This window comes from Plantactinospora sp. B24E8 (genome assembly GCF_039871735.1).
Taxonomy (GTDB): Bacteria; Actinomycetota; Actinomycetes; order Mycobacteriales; family Micromonosporaceae; genus Plantactinospora.
The window spans coordinates 22,715-43,773 of the sequence record NZ_JBDPMH010000015.1 but is presented as its reverse complement, the minus strand read 5'-3'; the positions used below and the strand labels follow the sequence as shown (position 1 = coordinate 43,773).

Genomic DNA, 21,059 nt, shown 5'->3' with positions numbered 1-21,059 from the left:
GACAGAGCGCTGTCTTGCTGTGTGTCGGCAGGCGCCGATGGACGGTGGCACCGGTGGCGGAGCGGCAGGAGCGGAGCGAGATGCGTACCGGCGAGCAGGTGGAGCCAGGGGCGACCGTACCGGGGGCGGGCCCGGCGTCCGGGGGACCGGACATCGCAGCGCCCGCGCCGGGTTCCCGTGCCCGACCGGAGCGGCACTGGTGGTGGCGCCTGGTCGGTGCGCCGCCACCGACCCGGGCCGAACGCCTCGGCCGGTGGGTCGGACTGCGGGTGCTCCGGCTTCCCGGCCGGGGCCGGTTGCTGGTCCTCGCCGGCTCGGTCGACCGGCTCCGGGACCTGCTCACCCTGCCGGTCTCGGCGACGTCGACCCGGCGTACGACGATCGTGGTGGCGTACTGGCGGGCGCCCCGGCGCGGCTGGTCACTCGGCATCGGCCCGCTCGACCACCTCCGTCGGCACCGGGTCACGCTGCCCTACCGCGGGCGTGGCCCGGCCAGCGTCGCCGTCCGGCTCTCCCGGCCGACGCGGCTGCGCGACGTGCTGCGGGCGGCGCTGCCCGCGCTCACCCCCGACCGGCCGCTGCCCACCCCGGCCAGCGCGGAGCTGACCTGCTGGGACACCCTGCCCGACTACCTGCCCGGCCGGCCGGTCGCGGTCCTGACCGGCAACCGGCTGCCGGTCGACACCGAGATCCGCGCCCACGACCTGGTGCTGTGGACCGACTCGCCGCCGCCCGCCGATCCGCCGCCGCCCGCCGACGGAACCGACGGAACCGACGGGCTCACGCTGCCGCCGCCCGCCGCGCCGTCGTACGCCGCGGGGTGGGTCACCGGCCGGCACGGGCCACGGCCCGGCACCGGCCCGGCGACGGTGCTGGTGGACGCGCGCCGGGTCAACCCCCGGGGCCGCCGGGCCGACTCCTACCGGTCGGACGCCCCCCGGATACGGCTGGACTTCGCCGCACGGCCGCCGGGGCGACGACGCCCGGGTGTCGGGCCGGTGGACGGACCCGGGCTGACCGCCGCCGACCTCGCCACCCTCCGGCGGGTCGGCGTCGTCGACTGCGCCACCGTGCCGGACACCGACCCGGTCGCGGTGGCGGCGCTGCTGGTCCAGGTGGCGATGACCGGGGCGACGCTGTCCGCGCCGGCCCTGCCGGAGCGGGTCGCCGCGCTGCTCACCCCGGAACTGCGGGAGATCGTCGGTACGCCGGTGCCGGAGGACGGTCCACTGGCCCGGGAGGCCCGCAGTGTCCGGCAGCGTCGGGCGGCCCTGCGCGGGCACGCCACCGGGTTCGCGCTACCGCGACTCGCCGCCGCCCCGTTTCCCGGGCTGCCCCACCCCCCGTCGGTGAGCGCGATCCTGGCCACCCGCCGCCCCGACCTGCTTCCGGCGGCGGTACGCACGATCGTCGGGCAGACCTACCCGAACCTGGAACTGCTGCTCTGCCTGCACGGTTGTGCACTGCCCGAGCCGGTACGCGCCCTGCTCGCCGCCGGCGGACGGCCGTACGAGGTCGTCGAGGTGCCGGCGACGGTCAGTTTCGGCGCGGCGTTGGGCGCCGCCACCGGTCGGGCCCGGGGCAGCCTGGTCACCAAGTTCGACGACGACGACAGCTACGGCGCCGAGCACGTCTGGGACCTGGTGCTGGCCCGGCACTACTCGGGCGCGACGGTGGTCGGCAAAGGTTCGGAGTTCGTCCACCTGGAGACGCTCGGCATCACGATCCGGCGTCCGTCCGGTGCCGCGGAGAGCGACGCGGAGGTGGTGGCCGGCGGAACCATGCTGATCGGCCGGGGGGATCTCGAAGCGGTCGGCGGTTGGCGGCCGGTGCCCCGTTCGGTCGACCTCGGACTGCTGCGGCGGGTCCGTCGGGACGGGGGCATCGTCTACCGCACCCATCCGCTCGGCTACGTCTACCACCGTCGGGCCGCCGGCCACACCTGGGATCCCGGCCAGGACTACTTCCTGGACAGCGCGTACGCCCGCTGGTCCGGCCTGCCCGCCGAACTGCTGGACGGACCCGTCTCCTGACCGGTCGCGGCCCCGTGTGGCGGGCAGGTACCGGGGTTCGGCTTCGGGGTCGGCGCGCGGGGTGGTAGGACTGTCGGGTGGGAATTGTCTCTCCGGGCTTCCAGGGACGGCGTCGTCCGAGCGAGCCGGCGCTGCCGCCGGGTCAGTACCTGACCGAGGACTTCCCGGTGCTCTCCGCCGGCCCCACCCCACGGGTGCCGCTGACGGACTGGGAGTTCGTGATCACCACGGAGACCGGTGCGGAGTACCGGTGGACCTGGGACGAGATGTGGTCGCTGCCGACGGAGACCCCGACGGTGGACATCCACTGCGTGACCCACTGGTCGAAGCTCGGCACCAGTTGGGAGGGGGTCTCGCTGGACACCCTGCTCGACGGGATCGAGACGGCCGCCGACTACGCGCTGGTGCACTCGTACGGCGGCTACACCACCAACCTGCCGTTGGACGACCTGCGTGACGGGCAGGCCTGGATCGTCCACCGCTACGACGGCGACGACCTGCCGTCCGAGCACGGCGGCCCGGCCCGGCTGCTCGTCCCGCACCTCTACTTCTGGAAGTCGGCCAAGTGGGTACGGGGTATCCGGCTCGGGCTGACCGACGAGCCCGGTTTCTGGGAGACCGCCGGCTACCACGATTACGGTGACCCATGGCGCGAACAGCGGTACCAGGGCGACTGACCAACCGGGCCACCTGGCGGGTGGCCCGGTTGGTCGACCGTCGCCAGGAGACGGAGACGGCCGCGACGCTGGTGCTGGAGGTGCCGGACTGGCCCGGACACCAGCCCGGCCAGCACGTCGACCTGCGGTTGACCGCCGACGACGGCTACCAGGCGGCGCGCAGCTACTCGATCTCGGCGCCGGTGGACGGTGACCGGGTCGAGGTGACGGTCCAGCGGGTGCCCGACGGCGAGGTGTCGCCGTACCTGGTGGACGTCTTCGCGGTCGGTGACCCGCTGGAGGTCCGGGGGCCGATCGGCGGCTACTTCGTCTGGCGGGTCACCGACAGCGCGCCGGTCCTGCTGGTCGGTGGCGGCTCCGGGATCGCGCCGCTGATGGCGATGGTCCGGGCCCGGCGGGCGGCCGGTAGCCGGGTGCCGTTCCGGCTGGTCTACTCGGTCCGTACCGAGCAGGACATCTACTTCGCCGACGAGTTGCGTCGACGGGTCCGGGACGACCAGGGGCTCGACGTGACCTACCTCTACACCCGCCAGGCGCCGGAGGGCTCGTCGGCGAGCCCGCACCGGATCGGCGTCGCCGACCTGAACACCCACGGCTGGCCACCCCAGCTCGAGCCCGCCTGTTACGTCTGCGGTCCGACCGGTTTCGTGGAGACCGTCGCGGACATCCTGGTCGCGCTCGGGCACGAGCCCCGCCGGATCCGCACCGAGCGGTTCGGCCCGACCGGGGGCTGACCGCCGGACCGACCACGGACGACCCGGAGCCGACGACGCCGACTGTCGGCCGCCTGTCCCGGGTCACACCGACCGCGTCGAGCCCGACTGTTTGGAGACGAGATGACCGACCAGTTCTATCCCGAGCAGCCGGCGATGGACTACCTGGACGGCAACATGCTGGCCGGACCGCTGGCCGAACTGTTCGCGGTGGACCTGAGTACGGCCACCGGCCGGTGCGCCTCGTGCGGGCGCACCGGTCCGGTGGCCGGCCTCCGGGTCTACGCGAACGCGCCCGGCGTGGTAGCCCGCTGCCCGTCCTGCCAGGAGGTCATCCTCCGGCTGGTCCGGACCCCGACCGCCGCCTGGCTGGACCTGCGCGGCGCGACCTTCCTGCAGGTGCCGATGCCGGCCGAGCCGGTCATGATGCCGGGGCCGAACCCGGTCGCGATGTGACCGTCGCCGCCTGATCCTGGTCGGCTGCCGTTTCCGGCCGTTCCCGCGCCGGCGCGGTCGACCGCCCCCACGCGGTCGGGTCCGTGACGCCCGTGGCCACCGGTTCGGTCGGGTCGCCGGTCGGGGCCGTCACGCCCGTGGCGGTCGGCGCGGTCCCGTCCGTGGCGGCGAGTCGGCCCCAGAAGGCGACGGTGAGCAGCCCCGTCGCCACCCCGGCGACCCAGAACGGGGCGGTGAGGCTGTCGGTCAGGGTGGCGAGGATCCCGCCGAGCAGGCTGCCCAGCGCCGCGCCGCCGAGGTCGAGCAGCCCGTAGACGCTGTTCACCCGCCCGCGCAGGTGGTCGGGGACCAGCCGGGCCCGCAGTCCCATCACCAGCGCGCCCCAGACCATGGTGTGCACCCCGAACAGCGCCAGCACCGCCGCGGCCAGCCACGGTTCCCGGGTCGCCGCCAGCACCAGGTGGGTGCCGGTCTCGATGATCAGACCGGCCCGGAGCAGCGCCGGAGTGCCGTACCGGCGGCGCAGCCGTGGCGCGAGCCCGGCGCCGAGCAGGCCGCCGGCCGCCGAGGCGGTCAGCAGCACCCCGAAGCCGACCTCGGACAGGCCGAGCCGGTCCCGGCAGTAGAGCACGAACACCGCGAACGCCGCGCAGAACACCAGGTTCATCAGGCCGAGGCAGACCGCCAGCATCCGCAACACGGCGGACGACCACAGCGCCCGGAGACCGGCCCGGACCTCGGCCGGCAGGCTCCGCCGGACCGCTGTGTCGCCGGCCGTCGACCGGTCGTCCGGCACCGGGCGCCATCGGAGTACGGCGAGCAGCAGCGCCGCGACCACGAAGGTCGTCGTGTTGAACCCGAACGGCACCGCCACCGCGACCACGAAGAGGTACGCCCCGAGCGGCTTGGCCACGAACTGGTTGCCGACCACGAACGTCGCCTGCAGCCATCCGTACGCCTGCTCGAGGCGCTCGTCCGGCACGACGGCGGGCAGCAGGGCCGTCGCGGCGGTGTCGGCGATCGTCTCGCCGGTGCCGAGCAGGAAGAAGGCCAGGTAGACGACGATCAGTAGGACGGAGGGGGCGGGGCCGGCCAGCACCGCCCCGACCAGCGCGGCGAGGACGCCGGCCCGACCCAGGTTGACCACCACCATCACCCGGCGGCGGTCGTACCGGTCGACCAGCACGCCGCCGATCAGGGCGAACAGCAGCCAGGGAAGTTGTTGGGCGACAACCGCCCCGGCGATCAGTGCCGGATCAGCGGTGAGCGAGGCGACCAGGAGGGGACCGGCCACCATGGTCACCCCGTCGCCGAGGTTGGAGACCGCGCTGGCGGCCCAGAGTTTGCCGAACTCCCGGCCCAGCGGGCGGGGTCGGTGGGTTCCGGACGCGTCGGAGCGCCCGGAGTCGACGTGCGAGAACACGGAGAACTCCTCGGAAGCGATGCGGCGGCGCCGGACGAGGGCGCCGGAGATCAGCCGCCCGGACGGGGCGGCCTGGTGGGATCGATCGCTTCGAGCCGGAGGTCGACGGGGCGCGTTACCGCCACGTACGCCGAGCGGACCGGCGTACGTCGAGGTGGCGGGATCAGCGGGCGGTGGACTTCCGCGCCGAAGCGGGTACCTGCACCGTGCCGAGGAGAGCCCTGTCCATGATCACCCTCCTGGTGTTCTACGTCGAATGACGGGAGCGTACCGGAAGGGTCCCGGCCCCGGAACCCGGTTGAGTCGGGCCCGGGCCGTCGCGAGACTCACCCGGTGGCTGATTTCGCGGAACTCGTCGCCGAGGGTATCGCCGTCCCGGTCGACGGGTGGGACTTCTCCTGGTTCGCCGGCCGGGCCACGGAGCAGCGGCCGTCCTGGGGCTACGCCCGGTTGATGGGTGAACGGATGGCGCTCGCCGACCGGGCGGTGGACCTGCAGACCGGCGGCGGTGAGGTGCTGGCCGGCATCCCGAAGCCGCCACCGGTACTGGTGGCCACCGAGGGCTGGCCACCGAACGTGGCGCTGGCCCGGCAGCGGCTCGCCCCCCTGGGCGGGATGGTGGTCGAGGTCGGGGAGGACGCCGACCTGCCGTTCGCCGACGGTGCGTTCGACCTGGTGGTGAGCCGCCACCCGGTGACCGTGCGCTGGGCCGAGGTGGCCCGGGTGCTGGCCCCCGGCGGCACCTATTTGTCCCAGCAGGTCGGTCCCGGGTCGGTACGGGAACTCACCGACTTCCTGATGGGACCGCAGCCGGTCGGGCGGGCCCGCGATCCGGAGCGGGCCCGGGTGGCCGCGACCGCGCTCGGACTGGACGTGGTGGACCTGCGGAGCGAGGCGCTGCGGATGGAGTTCTTCGACGTCGCCGCCGTGATCGTGTTCCTCCGCAAGGTGGTCTGGACGGTGCCGGGTTTCACCGTCGACGGTTACCGGGACCGGCTGCTGGACCTGCATCGGCGGATCGAATCCGACGGCCCGTTCGTGGCGTACTCGCGGCGGTACCTGTTCGGGGCCCGCAGGCGCGGCTGAGTCGACCCGGTGCCCCGGGCGCCGGGGCGGGGCGGTGCCGGGCGGGACGGTCGGCCCCGACCCGGCACCGCGTCCGACTTCCGGTTCAGTAGCCGTTCGCGACCTGGTTGTGCAGCGGTTCGCCGGCCAGGAACCGACGCAGCTGTGCAGCGGCGAGCCGGTACATGCGGGGCAGCAGTCCGTGCACCTGGGCGCCCACGTGGGGCGTGATCAGGACGTTCGGCAGCTGCCACAGCGGGTGCCCGGCCGGCAGCGGTTCGGGTTCGGTGACGTCCAGCACCGCAGAGATCCGGCCGGTGGCCAGTTCGGCGAGCAGCGCCGCCGGGTCGGCGACCGGGCCGCGGGCGGCGTTGACCAGCATGGCCCCGTCCCGCATCGCGGTCAGGAACCGGGCGTCGACCATGCCGCGGGTCTGGGCGGTGAGCGGGACCAGCAGGACCACGATGTCGGCGCTCGGCAGCAGTCGGGGCAGCTCGTCGACCCCGTGTACGCCCTCGGCGGGCCGGGCGGTCCGGGCGACCAGGGTCAGGTCCACCTCGAACGGGGCGAGTCGGGCGGCCAGGGCGGACCCGATCGAACCGGCGCCGACGATCAGGATCCGCCGGCCGGCGAGCTCGTCGGTCGGGGCGTACCGGTCGTTCGCCCAGATTCCCTGGTCCTGAGCCCGGACGAAGGACGGGATGGCCCGCAGTTGGGACAGGATCCCGGTGACCACCCATTCGGCGGTGGCCGAGTCGTGCACGCCCCGGGCGTCGCAGAGGGTCACCCCGGCCGGCAGGCGGTCGAGCCAGGCGTCCGCGCCGGCGCTCGGCAGCTGTACCACCCGCAGGTCGGGCAGTTCGGTGACCAGGTGGTGCATCGGGGTCTGGTCGAGGAACGTGGGCAGCCAGAACTGAACCCCGTCCGGTGCCGAGGGGAGCGCCTGCGGGTTGTCGGCGACCTCGACGAGAACACTGTCCGGGAGGTCGCCGAGCAGCGGTATGCCGGCTTTATGAGGAATCCACACCTTCATGTCGGGCAAGGCTAGTTGGCCAGCTGCCGTCGATGCCTGCCTGGTCGGTGAAATGTGCTGGTCAACGGCTTGTGAGGCCGGTCATAGCCGGCGGTTCCCGGCCGTTGCGAGGTGTTGGCACACTGTCGCGATGCCCGTGCTTCGATCCGTCGTCGACACAGTTGTCTCACCCTCCTACGGGGTGTTCTGTCTGCACTCGCGGGGCGAACACGAATATCGTGATCTTGCCGAGGCGGGGCGACGCGCTTTCAGGGACGGGATCGGGTTCGCGGCGAGCGCCGTCGGGGTTGCCGCAACGGAGGTGGGCTGGCCGAGAGTGTCCGTGGAGACCTGGTCACGGATGCCGCTGATCCTGCCGGACGAGCGGCCGTTCGACTACGCGCGGGAAGGCTTTGTCGTCTTTCCCGACGAGCGCTGGTGCATCATCGAGTCGTGCGACTCCGCGGTGCAGGTCGGCGTCGAGTTGCCGTCGGGGCCCGGTGAGTACGGGGTACGAGTGGTCGCGTACCACCACAACACGGTGCGCGACCGGTATGAGGAGGCGCGCGCCGGGTCCGCCGAGGAGTTCGCCGCCGCGCTGACCGAACTTCGGCAGCCGGATTCCGCCGCGCGGGAGTGGTACCGGATCCAGTTGTGGCCGGTGGGCCGGGGCCGTTAGCCACACCCCGGCGGCTGTTCTCCGTACATGCCAGCAGACCCCCGATGCACTAGAGTTCGATCATCGATTCGCAGGTCGCGCCGATTGGATCGCGCTCGACCGGTCCGGTGGACGACCGCCCGGACGGACCCCACCGCCGGGGCCGGACCATTCACCAGCGACAGCAGCGCGGAGCACCCCGGAGGGACCCGTGACCACCCCCCAGCTCACCGACATCCACCCGGCCTGGTTGCCGCCCGAGGTGTTCCGGGCCATCGGCTCGCGTCACACCCTCGTCCGGGGCGCCGGCCTGCTCGTCGAGACGGTCCGACAGGAGGTCGCCGACGCCGCCGCCCGCTACGGCGGCGCTCTGCGGCAGTCGACCGCCGGGACGGAGTCGGCCGACCCGTCGTACGACCTGGTCTTCGCGCTGACCACGGAACCCGGGCTGCCCGCCGGCGCGGACGCGGTCCAGGCCGAAGTGGCGGCCGGACCCGTGCCGCTCGGCGCCGACGGGTTCGCCCTGGCCCGCCGCGCCGGGGGCACCGTGGTCCTGGCCGACGCGCCGGCCGGGCTGCTGTACGGCCTCTTCGAGGTGGTCCGGCGGGGCGAGGCGGCGTTCGGGGCCGACCTTCCGGTCGAGCGGCACCGGCCGACGAATCGGCTGCGGATGCTCAACCACTGGGACAACATCACCGCGCACCCGGTGATGGGCCAGGTCGAACGCGGCTACTCGGGCGGCTCGATCTTCTGGCGGGACGGCGCCCTGACCCCCGACCTGGCCCGGGTACGGGCGTACGGGCGACTGCTCGCCGCCAGTGGCGTCAACGCGGTCACGGTGAACAACGTGAACGTGCACGTGGCCGAGGCGCGGCTGCTCACCGACCGGCTCGGTGACCTGGCGGCGATCGCCGACGAGCTGAGGCCGTACGGGATCCGGGTGCACCTGTCGGTCACCTTCACCGCGCCGGTCACGCTCGGCGGGCTGTCGACCGCCGACCCGCTCGACGAGCACGTCCGGGCCTGGTGGGCCAAGACCACCCGCCAGGTCTACGACACCATCGCCGACTTCGGCGGCTACGTGGTGAAGGCGGACTCGGAGGGACAGCCGGGCCCGTTCGGGTACGGTCGCAGCCACGCCGACGGGGCGAACGTGCTCGCCGAGGCGGTGGCGCCGTACGGGGGTGTGGTGCACTGGCGGGCCTTCGTCTACAACCACCGGCAGGACTGGCGGGACCGCTCGACCGACCGGGCCCGGGCGGCGTACGACCACTTCGCCCCGCTCGACGGACAGTTCCGGGACAACGTCATCCTGCAGGTGAAGTACGGTCCGATCGACTTCCAGACCCGCGAGCCGGTCTCACCGGTGATCGCCGCGATGCCGGCCACCCGGCTGGCGGTGGAGTTGCAGGTCACCCAGGAGTACACCGGCCAGCAGCGGCACGTCTGCTATCTCGGTCCACTCTGGTCGGAGGTGCTCGGTTTCGGGTTGTGGGGCGCGGACGGCCCGACCGTCGCCGACGTCGCCGCCGGCGCGACGGCGGAGGTCGCCGGCCGGCGGGTGGCGGTCACTGGCCAACCGACGACGGTCAGCGACCGGAGCCCGCGCGGCACCGGCCCGACCGGCGCCGGCGGGGGACTGGCCGCCGTCTCCAACGTCGGCGACGACCGGTTCTGGACCGGCCATCCGCTCGCCCAGGCGAACCTGTACGCCTTCGGTCGCCTCGCCTGGAACCCCCGACTGGACCCGCTGACGGTCCTCGACGAGTGGATCGACCTGACCTTCGTGCCGGCGGCGACCGGTGATCCCGACCGGCTGCGTCGTACGCTGCACGAGATCATGGACGACTCGTGGCGGACGTACGAGCGGTACACCGCCCCGCTCGGCGTCGGCTTCATGGTCCGTCCGGGCAACCACTACGGGCCGGACGTGGACGGCTACGAGTACACCCCGTGGGGCACCTACCACTTCGCCGACCGGGACGGCGTCGGGGTGGACCGGACCCGGGCCACCGGTACCGGCTTCACCGGCCAGTATCCGGCCCCCTGGTCCGACGTGTACGAGTCACCCGACACCTGCCCCGACGAGCTGCTGCTCTTCTTCCACCATGTGCCGTACGGACACGTGCTGCACAGTGGCGTCACCGTCATCCAGCACATCTACGACACCCACTTCGCCGGGGTGGACCAGGTGACCACGCTGCGGCGACGCTGGGCGGAGATCGCCGACCTGGTCGACCCGGCGGTGGCGGCCCGGGTGGCCGAGCGGCTCGACGAGCAGGTCCGGTCCGCCACCGAGTGGCGTGACCAGGTGAACACCTACTTCCACCGCAAGTCGGGGGTGCCGGACGCGCACGGCCGCCGGATCCACTGAGGACGGCCGGGACCCGGTGCGGCCGGTGCGGTGGCGTTGTCCGCCGCACCGGCGGGCGTGGTCACCCGTCGGCCGGCTCCTCGCGCACCACACGGACGCCGTACGGCTCCAGCCGGACCGGCTCGCCGGGCGTGACCCGGTCACCGGTCAGCAGGTCGAGTCCGGCCGGGGCCGGATCCACCTCGACCGGCTCGGACCGGTGGTTGAGCAGGAACCGCAGCCGGGTTCCGTCCGGGGCGACCCGGACCGTGCTCTCCACCTCCGGCACGTCGGCGTACGGCCCCAGCAGGTCGTGCCGGGACAGCACCTGGCGGACCACCCGGTCGACGCCGGCCCGGTCGAGGTGTGTGCCGACGTACCAGCCGTGGCCGGCGCCGAAACGGTTCCGGGTGACCGCCGGGGTGCCGGCGTAGAAGTCGGCCCCGTACCGGCCCACCACCTCCGCCCCCTGCGGGATCACCAGTTCGAAGACCAGCCGCGACTCGACCCCCACCTCGCTGTCGCCGACGGTCAGCCGTACCGGGTTCACCACCTCGGCCTCCCGGGCGTCCCACTCGTCGACCCGGATCCCCAGCAGCGCCCCGAGCGGCCCCGGTACGTCCGTCAGGAATGCCTGGTCGTGCACGTCGACCCGACCGGAGAGGAACGTGGTCAGCACCGAGCCGCCCCGGGCCGCCACCGCCTCGAGCCGCTGCGGCAGGTCGTCCTTGACCATGTGCAGTACCGGCGCGACGACCACGTCGTAGCGGGTCAGGTCGGCGGTCACCGGCAGCACGTCAACGTCCGCCCCCGCGTCCCAGAGCGCCCGGTAGTAGGCGTGCACCACCTGCTGGTAGCGGACCAGCCGGGACGGCCCGTCGGAGATCTCCACCGCCCACCAGCTGTCCCAGTCGAAGAGCAGCGCGACCCGGGCCGGGGTGCGGGCGCCGAGCGTCGTACCGCCGAGCCGGTCGAGTTCGGCACCGAGCGCGGCCACCTCCCGGAAGACCCGGGTGTCGTCACGGCCGGCGTGTCCGATCACCGCACCGTGGTACTTCTCGCAGGCGCCCCGGGAGGCCCGCATCTGGAAGAAGAGCACCGCGTCCGCGCCGTGTGCCACCGCCTGCCAGCTCCACAGCCGCATCACCCCGGGCCGTTTCAGCGGGTTCACGTCCCGGGACGCCGTGTAGCTCGGGGTCTGTTCCATCAGCCAGAACGGCTGGCCGTCCTTCAGCCCGCGCATCAGGTCGTGGGCCAGTGCCATCCAGGCCGGTGACCGGTCGTCCGGCGGATAGTTGTCCCAGGAGGCGAAGTCGAGGTGCGGAGCCCACCGGTGGTAGTCGATCGGCCGGTACATGCCCATCAGGTTCGTGGTCACCGGCAGGTCGCTCGCCTGGCGGATCGCCGCCTTCTCGTCGACGAAGTTGGCCAGCATCGCGTCGGACATGAACCGCAGGTAGTCCAGGGTGATGCCCTGGAAGGCGGTGTGGTTCGGCCCGCGCCAGTGCTCGGTCAACGCCGACGGCGGTTCGATCTCGTCCCAGTCGGTGAAGGTGTGCGACCAGAACGTGGTGTACCAGGCGGTGTTGAGCGCCTCCAGGGTGCCGTACCGGGACCGTAGCCAGTCCCGGAAGCCGGCGGCGCAGAGGTCGCAGTAGCAGGCGCCGCCGTACTCGTTGCCGACGTGCCAGGCGACGACCGCGGGGTGGCCGGCGTACCGGGCCGCGATCCGGCGGGCCAGTTCGGCGGAGAGCCGGCGGAACACCGGCGAACTGGGGCAGGAGTTGTGCCGTTGCCCGTACCGGTGCCGACGGCCCTCGAAGTCGACCCGGGTGACCTCCGGGAACGCCCGGGCCAGCCAGGCCGGGTGGGCGCCGGTCCCGGTCGCCAGGCAGATCTGCCGACCCTCGGCGCCGGCCCGCTCGACGATCCGGTCCAGGGTGGTGAAGTCGTAGACGTCGAGGGCGGGCTGGGTCCGGGCCCAGGTGAAGACGCCGAGCGTGACGGTGTCGATCCGGGCGGCGTCGAAGAGTCGGTAGTCCTGCCGCCACACCTCCTCGGGCCACTGCTCCGGGTTGTAGTCCCCGCCGAAGGGCACCTTCCGGGTACGCGGCAGGCTCACGCGGTGAACTCCTCACGGACTTTGTCGATCATCGGACGGGCGGTGCCGAGCAGCGCCAGGACGAGCACCGAGCCGAGCAGCACCAGCACCGCCTCGGAGCTGAACAGGGTGATCGCGGCCGCGGCGAGCAGGACACCGGCGTTGCCCAGCGTCACCCCGGGGGTACGGCCGAGGAAGTAGCCGGCCAGCCGGGCCACGTCCCTGGCCCGGAAGCTGAAGAGCGAGGTGATGACCAGCGCGTTGACCAGCCAGAGGGTGCTCAGCGCCGCGATCACCACCAGCGGCACCCGCCACCAGCCCGGCACCCCGGCGGCGTCGAGGTGGGCGAGGTTCACCGCGAGGATGGTCAGCCAGAGCAGCGCCGGCACCCAGAGCCGCAGCACCGGGCCGAGGTTGGCCCGGTAGCCGCGCCAGAACGCCGCCGCCGGCCGCAGGTCGGCCAGGTCCGGGCGGTGCCGGTGCACCGCGTACAGCGCGGCCGAGACCGCCGGTCCGACCGGCAGAACGCAGGCCGCGACCAGCGGGAGGTTGCTGGCGTGCCGGTCCAGCAGGACGAGCGGCACCAACCCGGGTACGGCGGTGAGCAGGATCAGCAGTTCGACCACGAGCAGGCAGTAGACCAGCGCGGCGGCCCGGGACAGTGGCCCGGTGCCGAACTGGCGTCGGGCTCCGGCCGCCGCGCTCATCCCCGCTCCTCCGCCGTGCCGTCGCCGTCCGGTCCGGTGTCGGCCGACATCCCGAACAGCCTGCGCTCGTCCCACCAGGACGGCGTCTCGTCGACCACCGGGGTGATCTCGACCAGGGTCACCTCGTGCCGGGTGAGGGTGAGATCGAGGTCGACGCGTCCGGCGACGACCGGCAGCCGGTGGTGCCGGCGACCCGGCTCGGCCGCCTCCCGCAGCGCGTCCAGCTGCCGCGGCCGCGGCGAGCGGGGCCGGCCCAGCTCGGCCCACGCCGTCCAGGCGTTGCCCTGCTCCTCGTCGACCGTGTGGCGCTGGACGAACGCCCAGCCCCGCGCCGGGTCCGACCCGCCGTCGAGGGAACCGGCCGGGTCCGCCACGGCCGGACCGACCGGAATCGACAGCCGCAGCTCGTGCCGGTCCACCGGGTCCCGGCCGGTGACGTCGACCGGCGCCCAGGCCAGCACGGTGACCCGACCGTCGCGGTCCCGGGTCACCAGGTGGTCCGACCCGCGCGCCAGGATCTCGTCGCCGAGTCGCGCCATGAAGGCGTACAGGTGGTAGGTGGGCTTCTTGACCTGTCGGTGGGTGAGCAGTCCGAAACCGCCGTGGAACAGCGCCGTCGGTATCCCCACCTCCTCGAACATGTCGCTGAACGTCCAGTACGAGAAGGAGTCGACCAGGTCACCCCCGGCGGCCAGCACCGGGGCCAGGTACGCGGCGTGGAAGGCGGTGTCGTGGATCGGGTTGTCCGGCCGGTACGACGAGTTGAACTCGGTGATGTGCACCGGCAATCCGGCCAGCGCGGTGTCCCGCAGCAGGTCCCGGGGCGTACCGAACTGCTCCAGCAGACTGCTCGCCGGCCGGAGCGTCTGGTGTACGCCGAACGGCACGTGCTGGGCCGGTCCCGAGCTGTAGGCGTGCTTGCTGACGAAGTCGACCGGCACGTCACGGGACGCGACGAAGTCGGCGAACCGTGGCAGCCACTCGTCGGCGCCGGGGGAGATCGCCGGACCGCCGACCTGGAGGCCGGCGTCGACGTCCTTGATCGCGTGCGCGGTCAGCTCGTACAGCCGGTGGTAGGCGGCCTCGTCGGCGCCGAGCCAGAAGTCCCGGAGGTTGGGTTCGTTCCACACCTCGATCGGCCAGCCGCGTACCTCGGCCAGGCCGTACCGGTCGACGAGGTGCGAGACGGTGGCCTTGACCAGCGCCACCCACTCGGTCTCCGACGACGGCGGGGTGACGTTGCCGCGCCACCAGAAGACGGTCTGCTCGCCGGAGGCGAGGGCAGCCGGCATGAACCCCAGCTCCACGAACGGGCGGATGCCGAGGTCGAGGTAGGCGTCGACCACCTGGTCGACGTAGGTGAAGGCGTGCTGGACCCGGCGCGAGCCCTGGTGTTCGTAGGGCCGGTACACCCCGACCCCGTCACTCAGCAGGCCGTGTCCCCGGATGTGCCGGAAGCCGATCTCCCGCTGGACCAGGGCCAGCGAGTCCTGGTAGTCGCGGCGCAGCGCCAGTTCGAAACGGCCCGTGCCGACGCAGGCCCGCCAGGCGTCGGTCAGCCGGCCGCAGGGGCGCGCCGGAACGGTGAAACGCATGTGTTGTCCTCTGCTCAGTGCCGTCGGGCCCGGCCGGTCGGCGGGTGCCGTACCGGGCGGGCCCGGGGGGGGTGCGGTCCGGTCACGCCCGGGGATCGGGCGGGACCGGACCGGGGTGCCGTGCGATCAGCCGTGGTCCTTCTTGAACCGCTCGTACGACTTGTTGACCAGGTCGATGTAGGCGTCCGCGTTCTTGCCCTTCACCTCGGCCACGTACGCGTCCCACTGGGCCAGGTCACGCTGGCCGAGGATGAACGCGAGCGTCTGCTGGGTGACGAAGTCCTTCAGCGGGGTCTCCCAGAGCGTCGCCTGCTCCCGCTCCTCGTCGGTGAGCGGGTGCGGCGGGTCGACCGGCAGCGTCTGCTTGGCCGCCATCGCCTGCTGGAACTCCAGCTCCTCGGCGGAGAAGGTGGACTGGAGCAGCTTGGTGGGTCCGCCGTAGGCGAACACGCCGTTGCCGAACCCGAAGTCCTTCTGCAGGTGCTTCGGCGCGCCCGGGTTCAGCGCGACGTAGTCGATGTCCTTGGCCAGCGTCCACTTGCCGGCGGTGTCCTTGGTGAACGTCGTCCCCTCGACACCCCACTTGGCGAACTCCTGGCCCGCGTCGGAGTAGTAGATCCAGTCCAGGAACTGCATCATCGCGACGAAGTTCTTGCTCTCCCGGGCCTTGCTGGAGATGGCGACACCGTTCTCCAGCCGGGTGCCCCGCTTGACATCGCCGGCCGGGCCGGCCGGCAGCGGGATCTTCACGATCTTCGCGTTCGGGTCGAGCTTGCTGACGTCCGGGCGGTACTCGTTGACCAGGGTCTGGGCGTTGGTGCCGATCACGAACGACTTACCGGAGGCCAGCTTCTGCCGGGCCTGGTCGTCGTCCTGGGTGAAGCTCTCCGGGTCGAGCAACCCCTCCTTGACCAGCTTGTTCAGGAACTCCACCATCGCCTTGTACTGCGGGGTGGTGCCGGTGAAGACGAACTTGCCGGCGGCCGCGTCCCAGGTGTAGTTCTGGTAGTCCCAGCCGCCCCGGGTGCCGAAGCCGACGCCCATGATGTTGAAGAGGTTGCCGCCCGGCGTCGGCTTGCTCCACCGGTCGGAGAACGGGTACTGGTTCGGGTACTTCGCCTTCATCGCCTTGAGGACGGTGTAGAACTCGTCCCAGCTCTTCGGGATCTGGAGGTTGAGTTCCTCCAGGATGTCCGTCCGGATCGCCAGCGAGTAGTCCGGCCAGACGTTCTCGTGCAGCCCGGGGAGGATGTAGAACTTACCGTCGGCCTGACGCAGCGTGTCGATGTCGGCCTTGAGGTTCCACTTCTCCATCTTGTCCTTGAAGTTGGGCATCAGGTCGATGTACTCGCTCACCGGCAGGAGCGCGCCCGACGCCACGAACGGGGCCTCCTGGCCCGGGTACGTCTTCGGAATGATCATCGGGGCCTCGCCGGCACCGATCATCAGGCCGCGCTTCTGCTCGTAGTCGCTCAGCGGGACCTCGACGGTGTCGATCGTGACGCCGGTGCGCTTGTTGAGCTCCGACCAGAACAGCCAGTCCTTGCGGTTCGGGTAGTTCGGGTGGTTGTTGTAGAGCATCGAGAAGGTCAGTGGCTCGGTCGCCTTGAACTGGGTGCCGACCCCGTACTCGGACATCGCGCCGACGCGGTTGTCGTCCAGGTTCTCGGCGTCGGAGTCCCCGTCACTGCCGCAGGCGGCCATGGCGAGGGTGAGCGCACCGGCAGCGACCAACGCTGCGTGGCGCCGGAATCTGTGGAACATCGGGTTTCCTTCCGGTGTGAGGTGCGGTGGGGGTGAACGGACTGGGAGGTTCCGGGGTCAGCCCTTGACCGCGCCGAGCATGACTCCGGAGACGAAGTACCGCTGGATGAAGGGGTAGATCATCAGGATCGGTACGACGGTGAGCACGATCGTCACCGACTGGATGCTGGCGGCGGTCTGAACCACGTCGGAGGTGCCGATGCCGCCGCCGGTGGACGTGGCACTGGTCGCCCCCGCGATCAGGTTGCGCAGGTAGACGGTGACCGGAAAGAGGTCCGACCGGTCCATGTAGAGGAACGCGCTGAACCACGAGTTCCAGAAGGAGACCGCGTAGAACAGCACCATCGTGGCGATCACCGCCTTGGAGAGCGGGATGACGATCCGCAGCAGGATCCCGTACGTGCTCAGCCCGTCGACCGCGGCGGCTTCCTCCAGCTCGACCGGCAGGCTCTCGAAGAACGCCTTCATGACCAGCAGGTTGAAGACGCTGATCGCGTTCGGCAGCACGATGGCCCAGATGGTGTTCCGCAGGCCGAGGTTGTTGATCAGTACGTAGTTCGGGATCAGGCCGCCGGTGAAGAACATGGTGAAGACCGCGATGCCGATCAACACGCCTCGACCCTTGAGCTGGGGCTTGGCGAGCACGTACGCGTAGCAGGTGGTCAGCACCATCGCGATCACCGTGGCGACCACGGTGTAGACCACGGTGTTCCGGTAGTTCGTCCAGAACATCGAGTCCGACATCACCAGCTGGTACGTCTCGAGGTTCCAGCCGCGCGGGATCAGGTTGACCTGACCGGAGCGGATGTAGAACTCGTCGCTGAACGAGCGGGCGACGATGTTGACGAACGGGTACAGCGTCACCACCACGACGAGGGTGAGGACGATGCTGTTGACCACCTGGAAGATCCGGTAGCCCCGGCTGGTCCGGATACCGCGGCGGCGCCGGGGCGCGGGCGGCGTGCCGACCGTCGGGTCGGGGGTTTCCCCGGACGGGGGGACGGTCGAGGGCTTGATGGTCACCACAGGCTCGCCCCCACTGTGCGACGGGAGATCGCGTTCGCCGTCAGGACCAGGGTCAGCCCGATGAGGGCCTCGAAGAGTCCGATCGCCGCCGCGTAACTGAGGTTGCTGGACTGCACACCCATCCGGTAGACGTACGTGGCGATCACGTCTCCCGTCGGGTACGTCAGCGGGTTGTAGAGCAGCAGGATCTTCTCGAACCCGACCGCCATGAAGGTGCCGACGTTGAGGATCAGCAGCGTCACCATCGTCGGCCGGATGCCGGGCAGCGTGACGTGCCAGGTCTGCCGCCACCGGTTGGCGCCGTCGATCCGGGCCGCCTCGTAGAGGTTGTCGTCGATCGTGGTGAGCGCGGCCAGGTAGAGGATGGTGCCCCAGCCGACGGTCTGCCAGACCTCGGAGGAGACGTAGATGGTCCGGAACCACTCGGGTTGCTGCAGGAACGGCACCGCCTCGCCGCCGACCGCCAGGATCAGCTGGTTCACCGTGCCGTCGACGGAGAGGATCTGCATCACCATTGCCGCGACGACCACGATCGACAGGAAGTGCGGCAGGTACGACACCGACTGCACGAACCGCTTGAGCCGCCGGGCGCGTACCTCGTTGAGCAGCAGGGCCAGCACGATCGGCAGCGGGAAGCAGATGACCAGGGTCAGCGCGCCGAGGACCAGGGTGTTGGTGAAGACGTTCCAGAACGTCGGGTCGCTGAGGAACATCTTGACGTAACGCAGGCCGACCCAGTACTCGCCGAAGATGCTGCCGCCGGGCTGGAACCGCCGGAACGCGATCACGCTGCCGAGCATCGGCAGGTAGCGGAAGATCAGGAAGAACAGCAGCGGCAGGACCGCCAGCGAGTAGAGCTGCCAGTCCCGGCGAAGTGCCTGTCCCCAGCCCCGGCGCCGGGGCCGGTCCGGGCGGCCGCGCCGGCGGCCCTCGGGTCGTACCTCGACGCCGAGTGTTTCCGGGGGTGGGGCGAGTGTTCTCGGTGTGCTCATTCTCGGGCCTCCGGGATGTGCGGGAGCGCGTCGTTGCGCTCGACGCGCACCAGCGACTGGAGTCGCCGCTGGTGACCGACCTCGCGTTCGACGCCGACCAGGCGCAGCGGCACGGTGGCGACCACGTCCGCGCTGGAGCGGCCGAACCGCAGCTCGACGTCGCCGGGCTCGACGATCGGCCGGCCGTGCAGGCCGGCGAAGGAGGTGACGTCGGCGGGGACCACGAAGGTCGCGTCGGCGGCCTCGCCCGGCTCGAGCGCGACCCGGGCGTAGCCGACCAGCCGGACCACCGGCCGGGTCGTCTGGGCGACCGGATCGTGCAGGTACAGCTGGACGACCTCGGTGCCGGCCCGGACCCCGCTGTTGCGGACGGTGATCCGTACCGTCACCTCGCCGTCGACGGCCCAGCCCGGCGGGACGCCGTCGGCCGGTCCGGGTGGCACCGGCCGACCGTCCGATCCGAGTACGACGGCGTCGCGCCACTCGAAGGTCGTGTAGCCGATCCCGTGCCCGAACGGGAAGGCGGGGGTCGGGTCGACGGACGACACCTCGGTCCGCCGGCCCAGCGGTGGGGCGAGGTAGGTGCCCGGCAGGCCGCCGGAGACCCGGGGCACACCCACCGGCAGCCGCCCCGACGGGTTGACGAGACCGGTGAGGACCTCGGCGATCGCCTGGCCGCCGAGTTGGCCGGGGAAGAACGCCTGGACGACGGCGGCGGCGGAGTCGACCTCCGGGCCGAGCGCGTACGGCCGACCGGCCAGCTGGACCAGGACGACCGGGGTGCCGGTGTGGAGTACCGCCCGGACCAGTTCGCCCTGGACGCCAGGCAGGTGCAGGTCGGTGGCGTCGCATCCCTCCCCGGAGGTGCCCCGGCCGAACAGGCCGGCCCGGTCGCCGACCGCGACGACGCAGACGTCGCTCTCGGCCGCCGCGGCGACCGCCGCCGCGATGCCCGAGGTGTCGTCGCCGGTGATGTCGCAGCCCGGCACGTGGTCGAGTTTCGGCACCAGCTGGCCGAGGGCCTCGCGCAGTGACCGGATCTCCACGCCGGTCCCGTGTTCGGGGTGGCGCACGCCGACGTGCAGCGGGAAGGAGTAGCAGCCGAGCATCGCCATCGGATCGTCGGCGAGCGGTCCGACCAGCGCGACCCGCTGGTCGGCAGCGAGCGGCAGCACCCCGTCGGTGTTGCGGAGCAGGATGACGGACTGTCGGGCCAGCCGCAGGGCGAGGTCCCGGCCGACCTCGTCGTCGAGCCGCAGCTGTCCGACGTCGTCGGGCAGTGGCTGCCAGTCCTCGTCGAGCAGGCCGAGTTCCGCCTTCTGGGCCAGTACCCGGTGCGCGGCCCGGTCGACCAGCGCCTCGTCGACGGCGCCGGAGCGGACCGCCTCGGCGAGCGGTGGCCCGTAGGTGTCCGCGGTGGGCAACTCCACGTCGATTCCGGCCCGCAGCGCGAGTCGGGCGGCATCCTCGGCTCCGCCCGCCACCCGGTGCGTGGTCTGCAGGAACCGGACCGCGAAGTAGTCGGAGACCACCACGCCGGTGAAACCCCACTCGTCGCGCAGCAGGTCGGTCAGCAGGGTCGGGTCGGCGGCCACCGGTACGCCGTCGATTTCGGCGTACGAGTTCATCACCGACCGTGCCCCGCCGAGCCGCAGCGCCATCTCGAACGGCGGCAGGATGACGTCGACCAGTTCCCGCCGACCCATCGGCACCGGAGCGTGGTTGCGGCCGCCCCGGGAGGCGGAGTATCCGGCGAGGTGCTTGAGGGTGGCGACGATTCCGGCGCCCTCCAGACCCCGGACGTACGCCGCGCCGAGGGTGCCGACCAGGTACGGGTCCTCGCCGATGGTCTCCTCGGTCCGGCCCCAACGGTAGTCCCGGGTCACGTCCAGCACCGGCGCCAGACCCTGGTGCACACCGGCGGCCCGCATCGACCGGCCGATCCGGGTCGCCATCGCCTCGACGAGTTCCGGGTCGAAGGATGCGCCCCAGCTCAGCGGTGCCGGGTACACGGTGGCCCGCCAGGCGGCGAAACCGGTGAGGCACTCCTCGTGCACCTGGGCGGGGATCCCGAACCGGCTGGCCGCGGCGATCTGCGCCTGGGAGGCGGCCAGCGCCCGCGCGCCGAGCGCCGGGTCGACCGGCGCGGTGCCGAACGGCCGGGTGAGCTGGCCGAGCCCGTGCCGGATCGCGTCGCTCCACTGTGGCACGTCGTCGGTCATGTCGGCCTGGTACGGGGCGACACCGCCACCGGAGGCGTCGGCGCCGACCCAGAGCCCGACCAGTTGGGCGAGTTTCTCCTCCAGCGACATCACCCGGACCAGCGCCTCGGCCCGTTCGGCAGGGGAGAGTGCCGAATCCCGCCACGGCGCGGTCGGCTCGGACGCGGGTCCGTCGTCCATGGGCAACTGAGTTGTCATGCCACCCTTCCAGTCCGAACATGGGCGTCGGCCCGTTCGGACGGCGGGCGGCACACGTCGGCGC

General features: G+C 72.0%; 16 protein-coding genes. 7 read left to right on the top strand and 9 right to left on the bottom strand.

The features are described from left to right. Positions 1-53 precede the first annotated feature (53 nt). The 4 genes from ABGB21_RS21485 (at position 54) to ABGB21_RS21470 (ending at position 3,879) form a co-directional block, all read left to right on the top strand. On the top strand, positions 54-2,033 hold the full coding sequence (locus tag ABGB21_RS21485) for a glycosyltransferase (RefSeq protein ID WP_347657282.1): 1,980 nt from the start codon (positions 54-56) through the stop codon (positions 2,031-2,033). Between the two features lie 77 nt (positions 2,034-2,110). Next, the gene (locus ABGB21_RS21480) at positions 2,111-2,710 is read left to right on the top strand and encodes a molybdopterin-dependent oxidoreductase (protein ID WP_347657283.1); all 600 of its coding nucleotides are present in this window, start codon (positions 2,111-2,113) and stop codon (positions 2,708-2,710) included. Further along, on the top strand, positions 2,680-3,444 hold the full coding sequence (locus ABGB21_RS21475) for a ferredoxin reductase (protein ID WP_347657284.1): 765 nt from the start codon (positions 2,680-2,682) through the stop codon (positions 3,442-3,444). The genes ABGB21_RS21480 and ABGB21_RS21475 overlap by 31 nt, the downstream gene beginning before the upstream one ends. 135 nt (positions 3,445-3,579) lie before the next feature. Beyond that, positions 3,580-3,879 (top strand): DUF6510 family protein, encoded by a 300-nt coding sequence (locus tag ABGB21_RS21470; RefSeq protein WP_347657327.1) that lies wholly within the window; start codon positions 3,580-3,582, stop codon positions 3,877-3,879. Here the strand turns inward: ABGB21_RS21470 and ABGB21_RS21465 are convergent. After that, entirely contained in the window at positions 3,845-5,302 is a 1,458-nt protein-coding gene (locus ABGB21_RS21465; protein ID WP_347679215.1) for an MFS transporter, read from the bottom strand. The two genes, ABGB21_RS21470 and ABGB21_RS21465, sit on opposite strands and share 35 nt — an antisense overlap. A 333-nt stretch (positions 5,303-5,635) precedes the next feature. On the opposite strand from ABGB21_RS21465, the gene ABGB21_RS21460 reads away from it, so the two are divergent. Continuing rightward, a complete protein-coding gene (locus ABGB21_RS21460) occupies positions 5,636-6,388 on the top strand; it encodes a class I SAM-dependent methyltransferase (RefSeq protein WP_347657286.1) in 753 nt (250 codons plus the stop codon). Positions 6,389-6,473: 85 nt separating this feature from the next. On the opposite strand, the gene ABGB21_RS21455 is transcribed toward ABGB21_RS21460, so the two are convergent. Beyond that, on the bottom strand, positions 6,474-7,400 hold the full coding sequence (locus tag ABGB21_RS21455; RefSeq protein ID WP_347657287.1) for a 2-hydroxyacid dehydrogenase: 927 nt from the start codon (positions 7,398-7,400) through the stop codon (positions 6,474-6,476). A 316-nt stretch (positions 7,401-7,716) separates the two neighbouring features. Here ABGB21_RS21455 and ABGB21_RS21450 point away from each other — a divergent pair, with 316 nt between their 5' ends. Both ABGB21_RS21450 and ABGB21_RS21445 read left to right on the top strand, forming a co-directional pair. Further along, positions 7,717-8,058, top strand: a complete 342-nt coding sequence (locus ABGB21_RS21450; RefSeq protein ID WP_347679214.1) for a hypothetical protein — start codon at positions 7,717-7,719, stop codon at positions 8,056-8,058. Between the two features lie 190 nt (positions 8,059-8,248). Further along, positions 8,249-10,411, top strand: a complete 2,163-nt coding sequence (locus tag ABGB21_RS21445; RefSeq protein ID WP_347679213.1) for an alpha-glucuronidase — start codon at positions 8,249-8,251, stop codon at positions 10,409-10,411. A 61-nt stretch (positions 10,412-10,472) separates the two neighbouring features. On the opposite strand, the gene ABGB21_RS21440 is transcribed toward ABGB21_RS21445, so the two are convergent. The 7 genes from ABGB21_RS21440 to ABGB21_RS21410 all read right to left on the bottom strand — a co-directional run bounded on the left by ABGB21_RS21440 (position 10,473) and on the right by ABGB21_RS21410 (position 20,995). Then, entirely contained in the window at positions 10,473-12,512 is a 2,040-nt protein-coding gene (locus ABGB21_RS21440; protein WP_347679212.1) for a beta-galactosidase, read from the bottom strand. Beyond that, positions 12,509-13,198: a DUF624 domain-containing protein gene (locus ABGB21_RS21435; protein WP_347657291.1), complete on the bottom strand. Its 690-nt coding sequence runs from the start codon at positions 13,196-13,198 to the stop codon at positions 12,509-12,511. The genes ABGB21_RS21440 and ABGB21_RS21435 overlap by 4 nt, the downstream gene beginning before the upstream one ends. Further along, positions 13,195-14,793: a xylan 1,4-beta-xylosidase gene (locus ABGB21_RS21430; protein WP_347657292.1), complete on the bottom strand. Its 1,599-nt coding sequence runs from the start codon at positions 14,791-14,793 to the stop codon at positions 13,195-13,197. Before ABGB21_RS21430 ends, ABGB21_RS21435 begins: the two co-directional genes overlap by 4 nt. Positions 14,794-14,919: 126 nt before the next feature. After that, entirely contained in the window at positions 14,920-16,557 is a 1,638-nt protein-coding gene (locus tag ABGB21_RS21425) for an extracellular solute-binding protein (RefSeq protein WP_347657293.1), read from the bottom strand. A 57-nt stretch (positions 16,558-16,614) separates the two neighbouring features. Next, entirely contained in the window at positions 16,615-17,580 is a 966-nt protein-coding gene (locus tag ABGB21_RS21420; RefSeq protein ID WP_347657294.1) for a carbohydrate ABC transporter permease, read from the bottom strand. Further along, complete coding sequence (locus ABGB21_RS21415; protein WP_347657295.1) at positions 17,577-18,575, bottom strand: ABC transporter permease subunit; 999 nt, start codon at positions 18,573-18,575, stop codon at positions 17,577-17,579. The genes ABGB21_RS21420 and ABGB21_RS21415 overlap by 4 nt, the downstream gene beginning before the upstream one ends. Then, positions 18,572-20,995, bottom strand: coding sequence for a glycoside hydrolase family 3 N-terminal domain-containing protein (locus ABGB21_RS21410; RefSeq protein WP_347657296.1), 2,424 nt, complete (start codon positions 20,993-20,995; stop codon positions 18,572-18,574). The genes ABGB21_RS21415 and ABGB21_RS21410 overlap by 4 nt, the downstream gene beginning before the upstream one ends. Positions 20,996-21,059 lie beyond the last annotated feature (64 nt).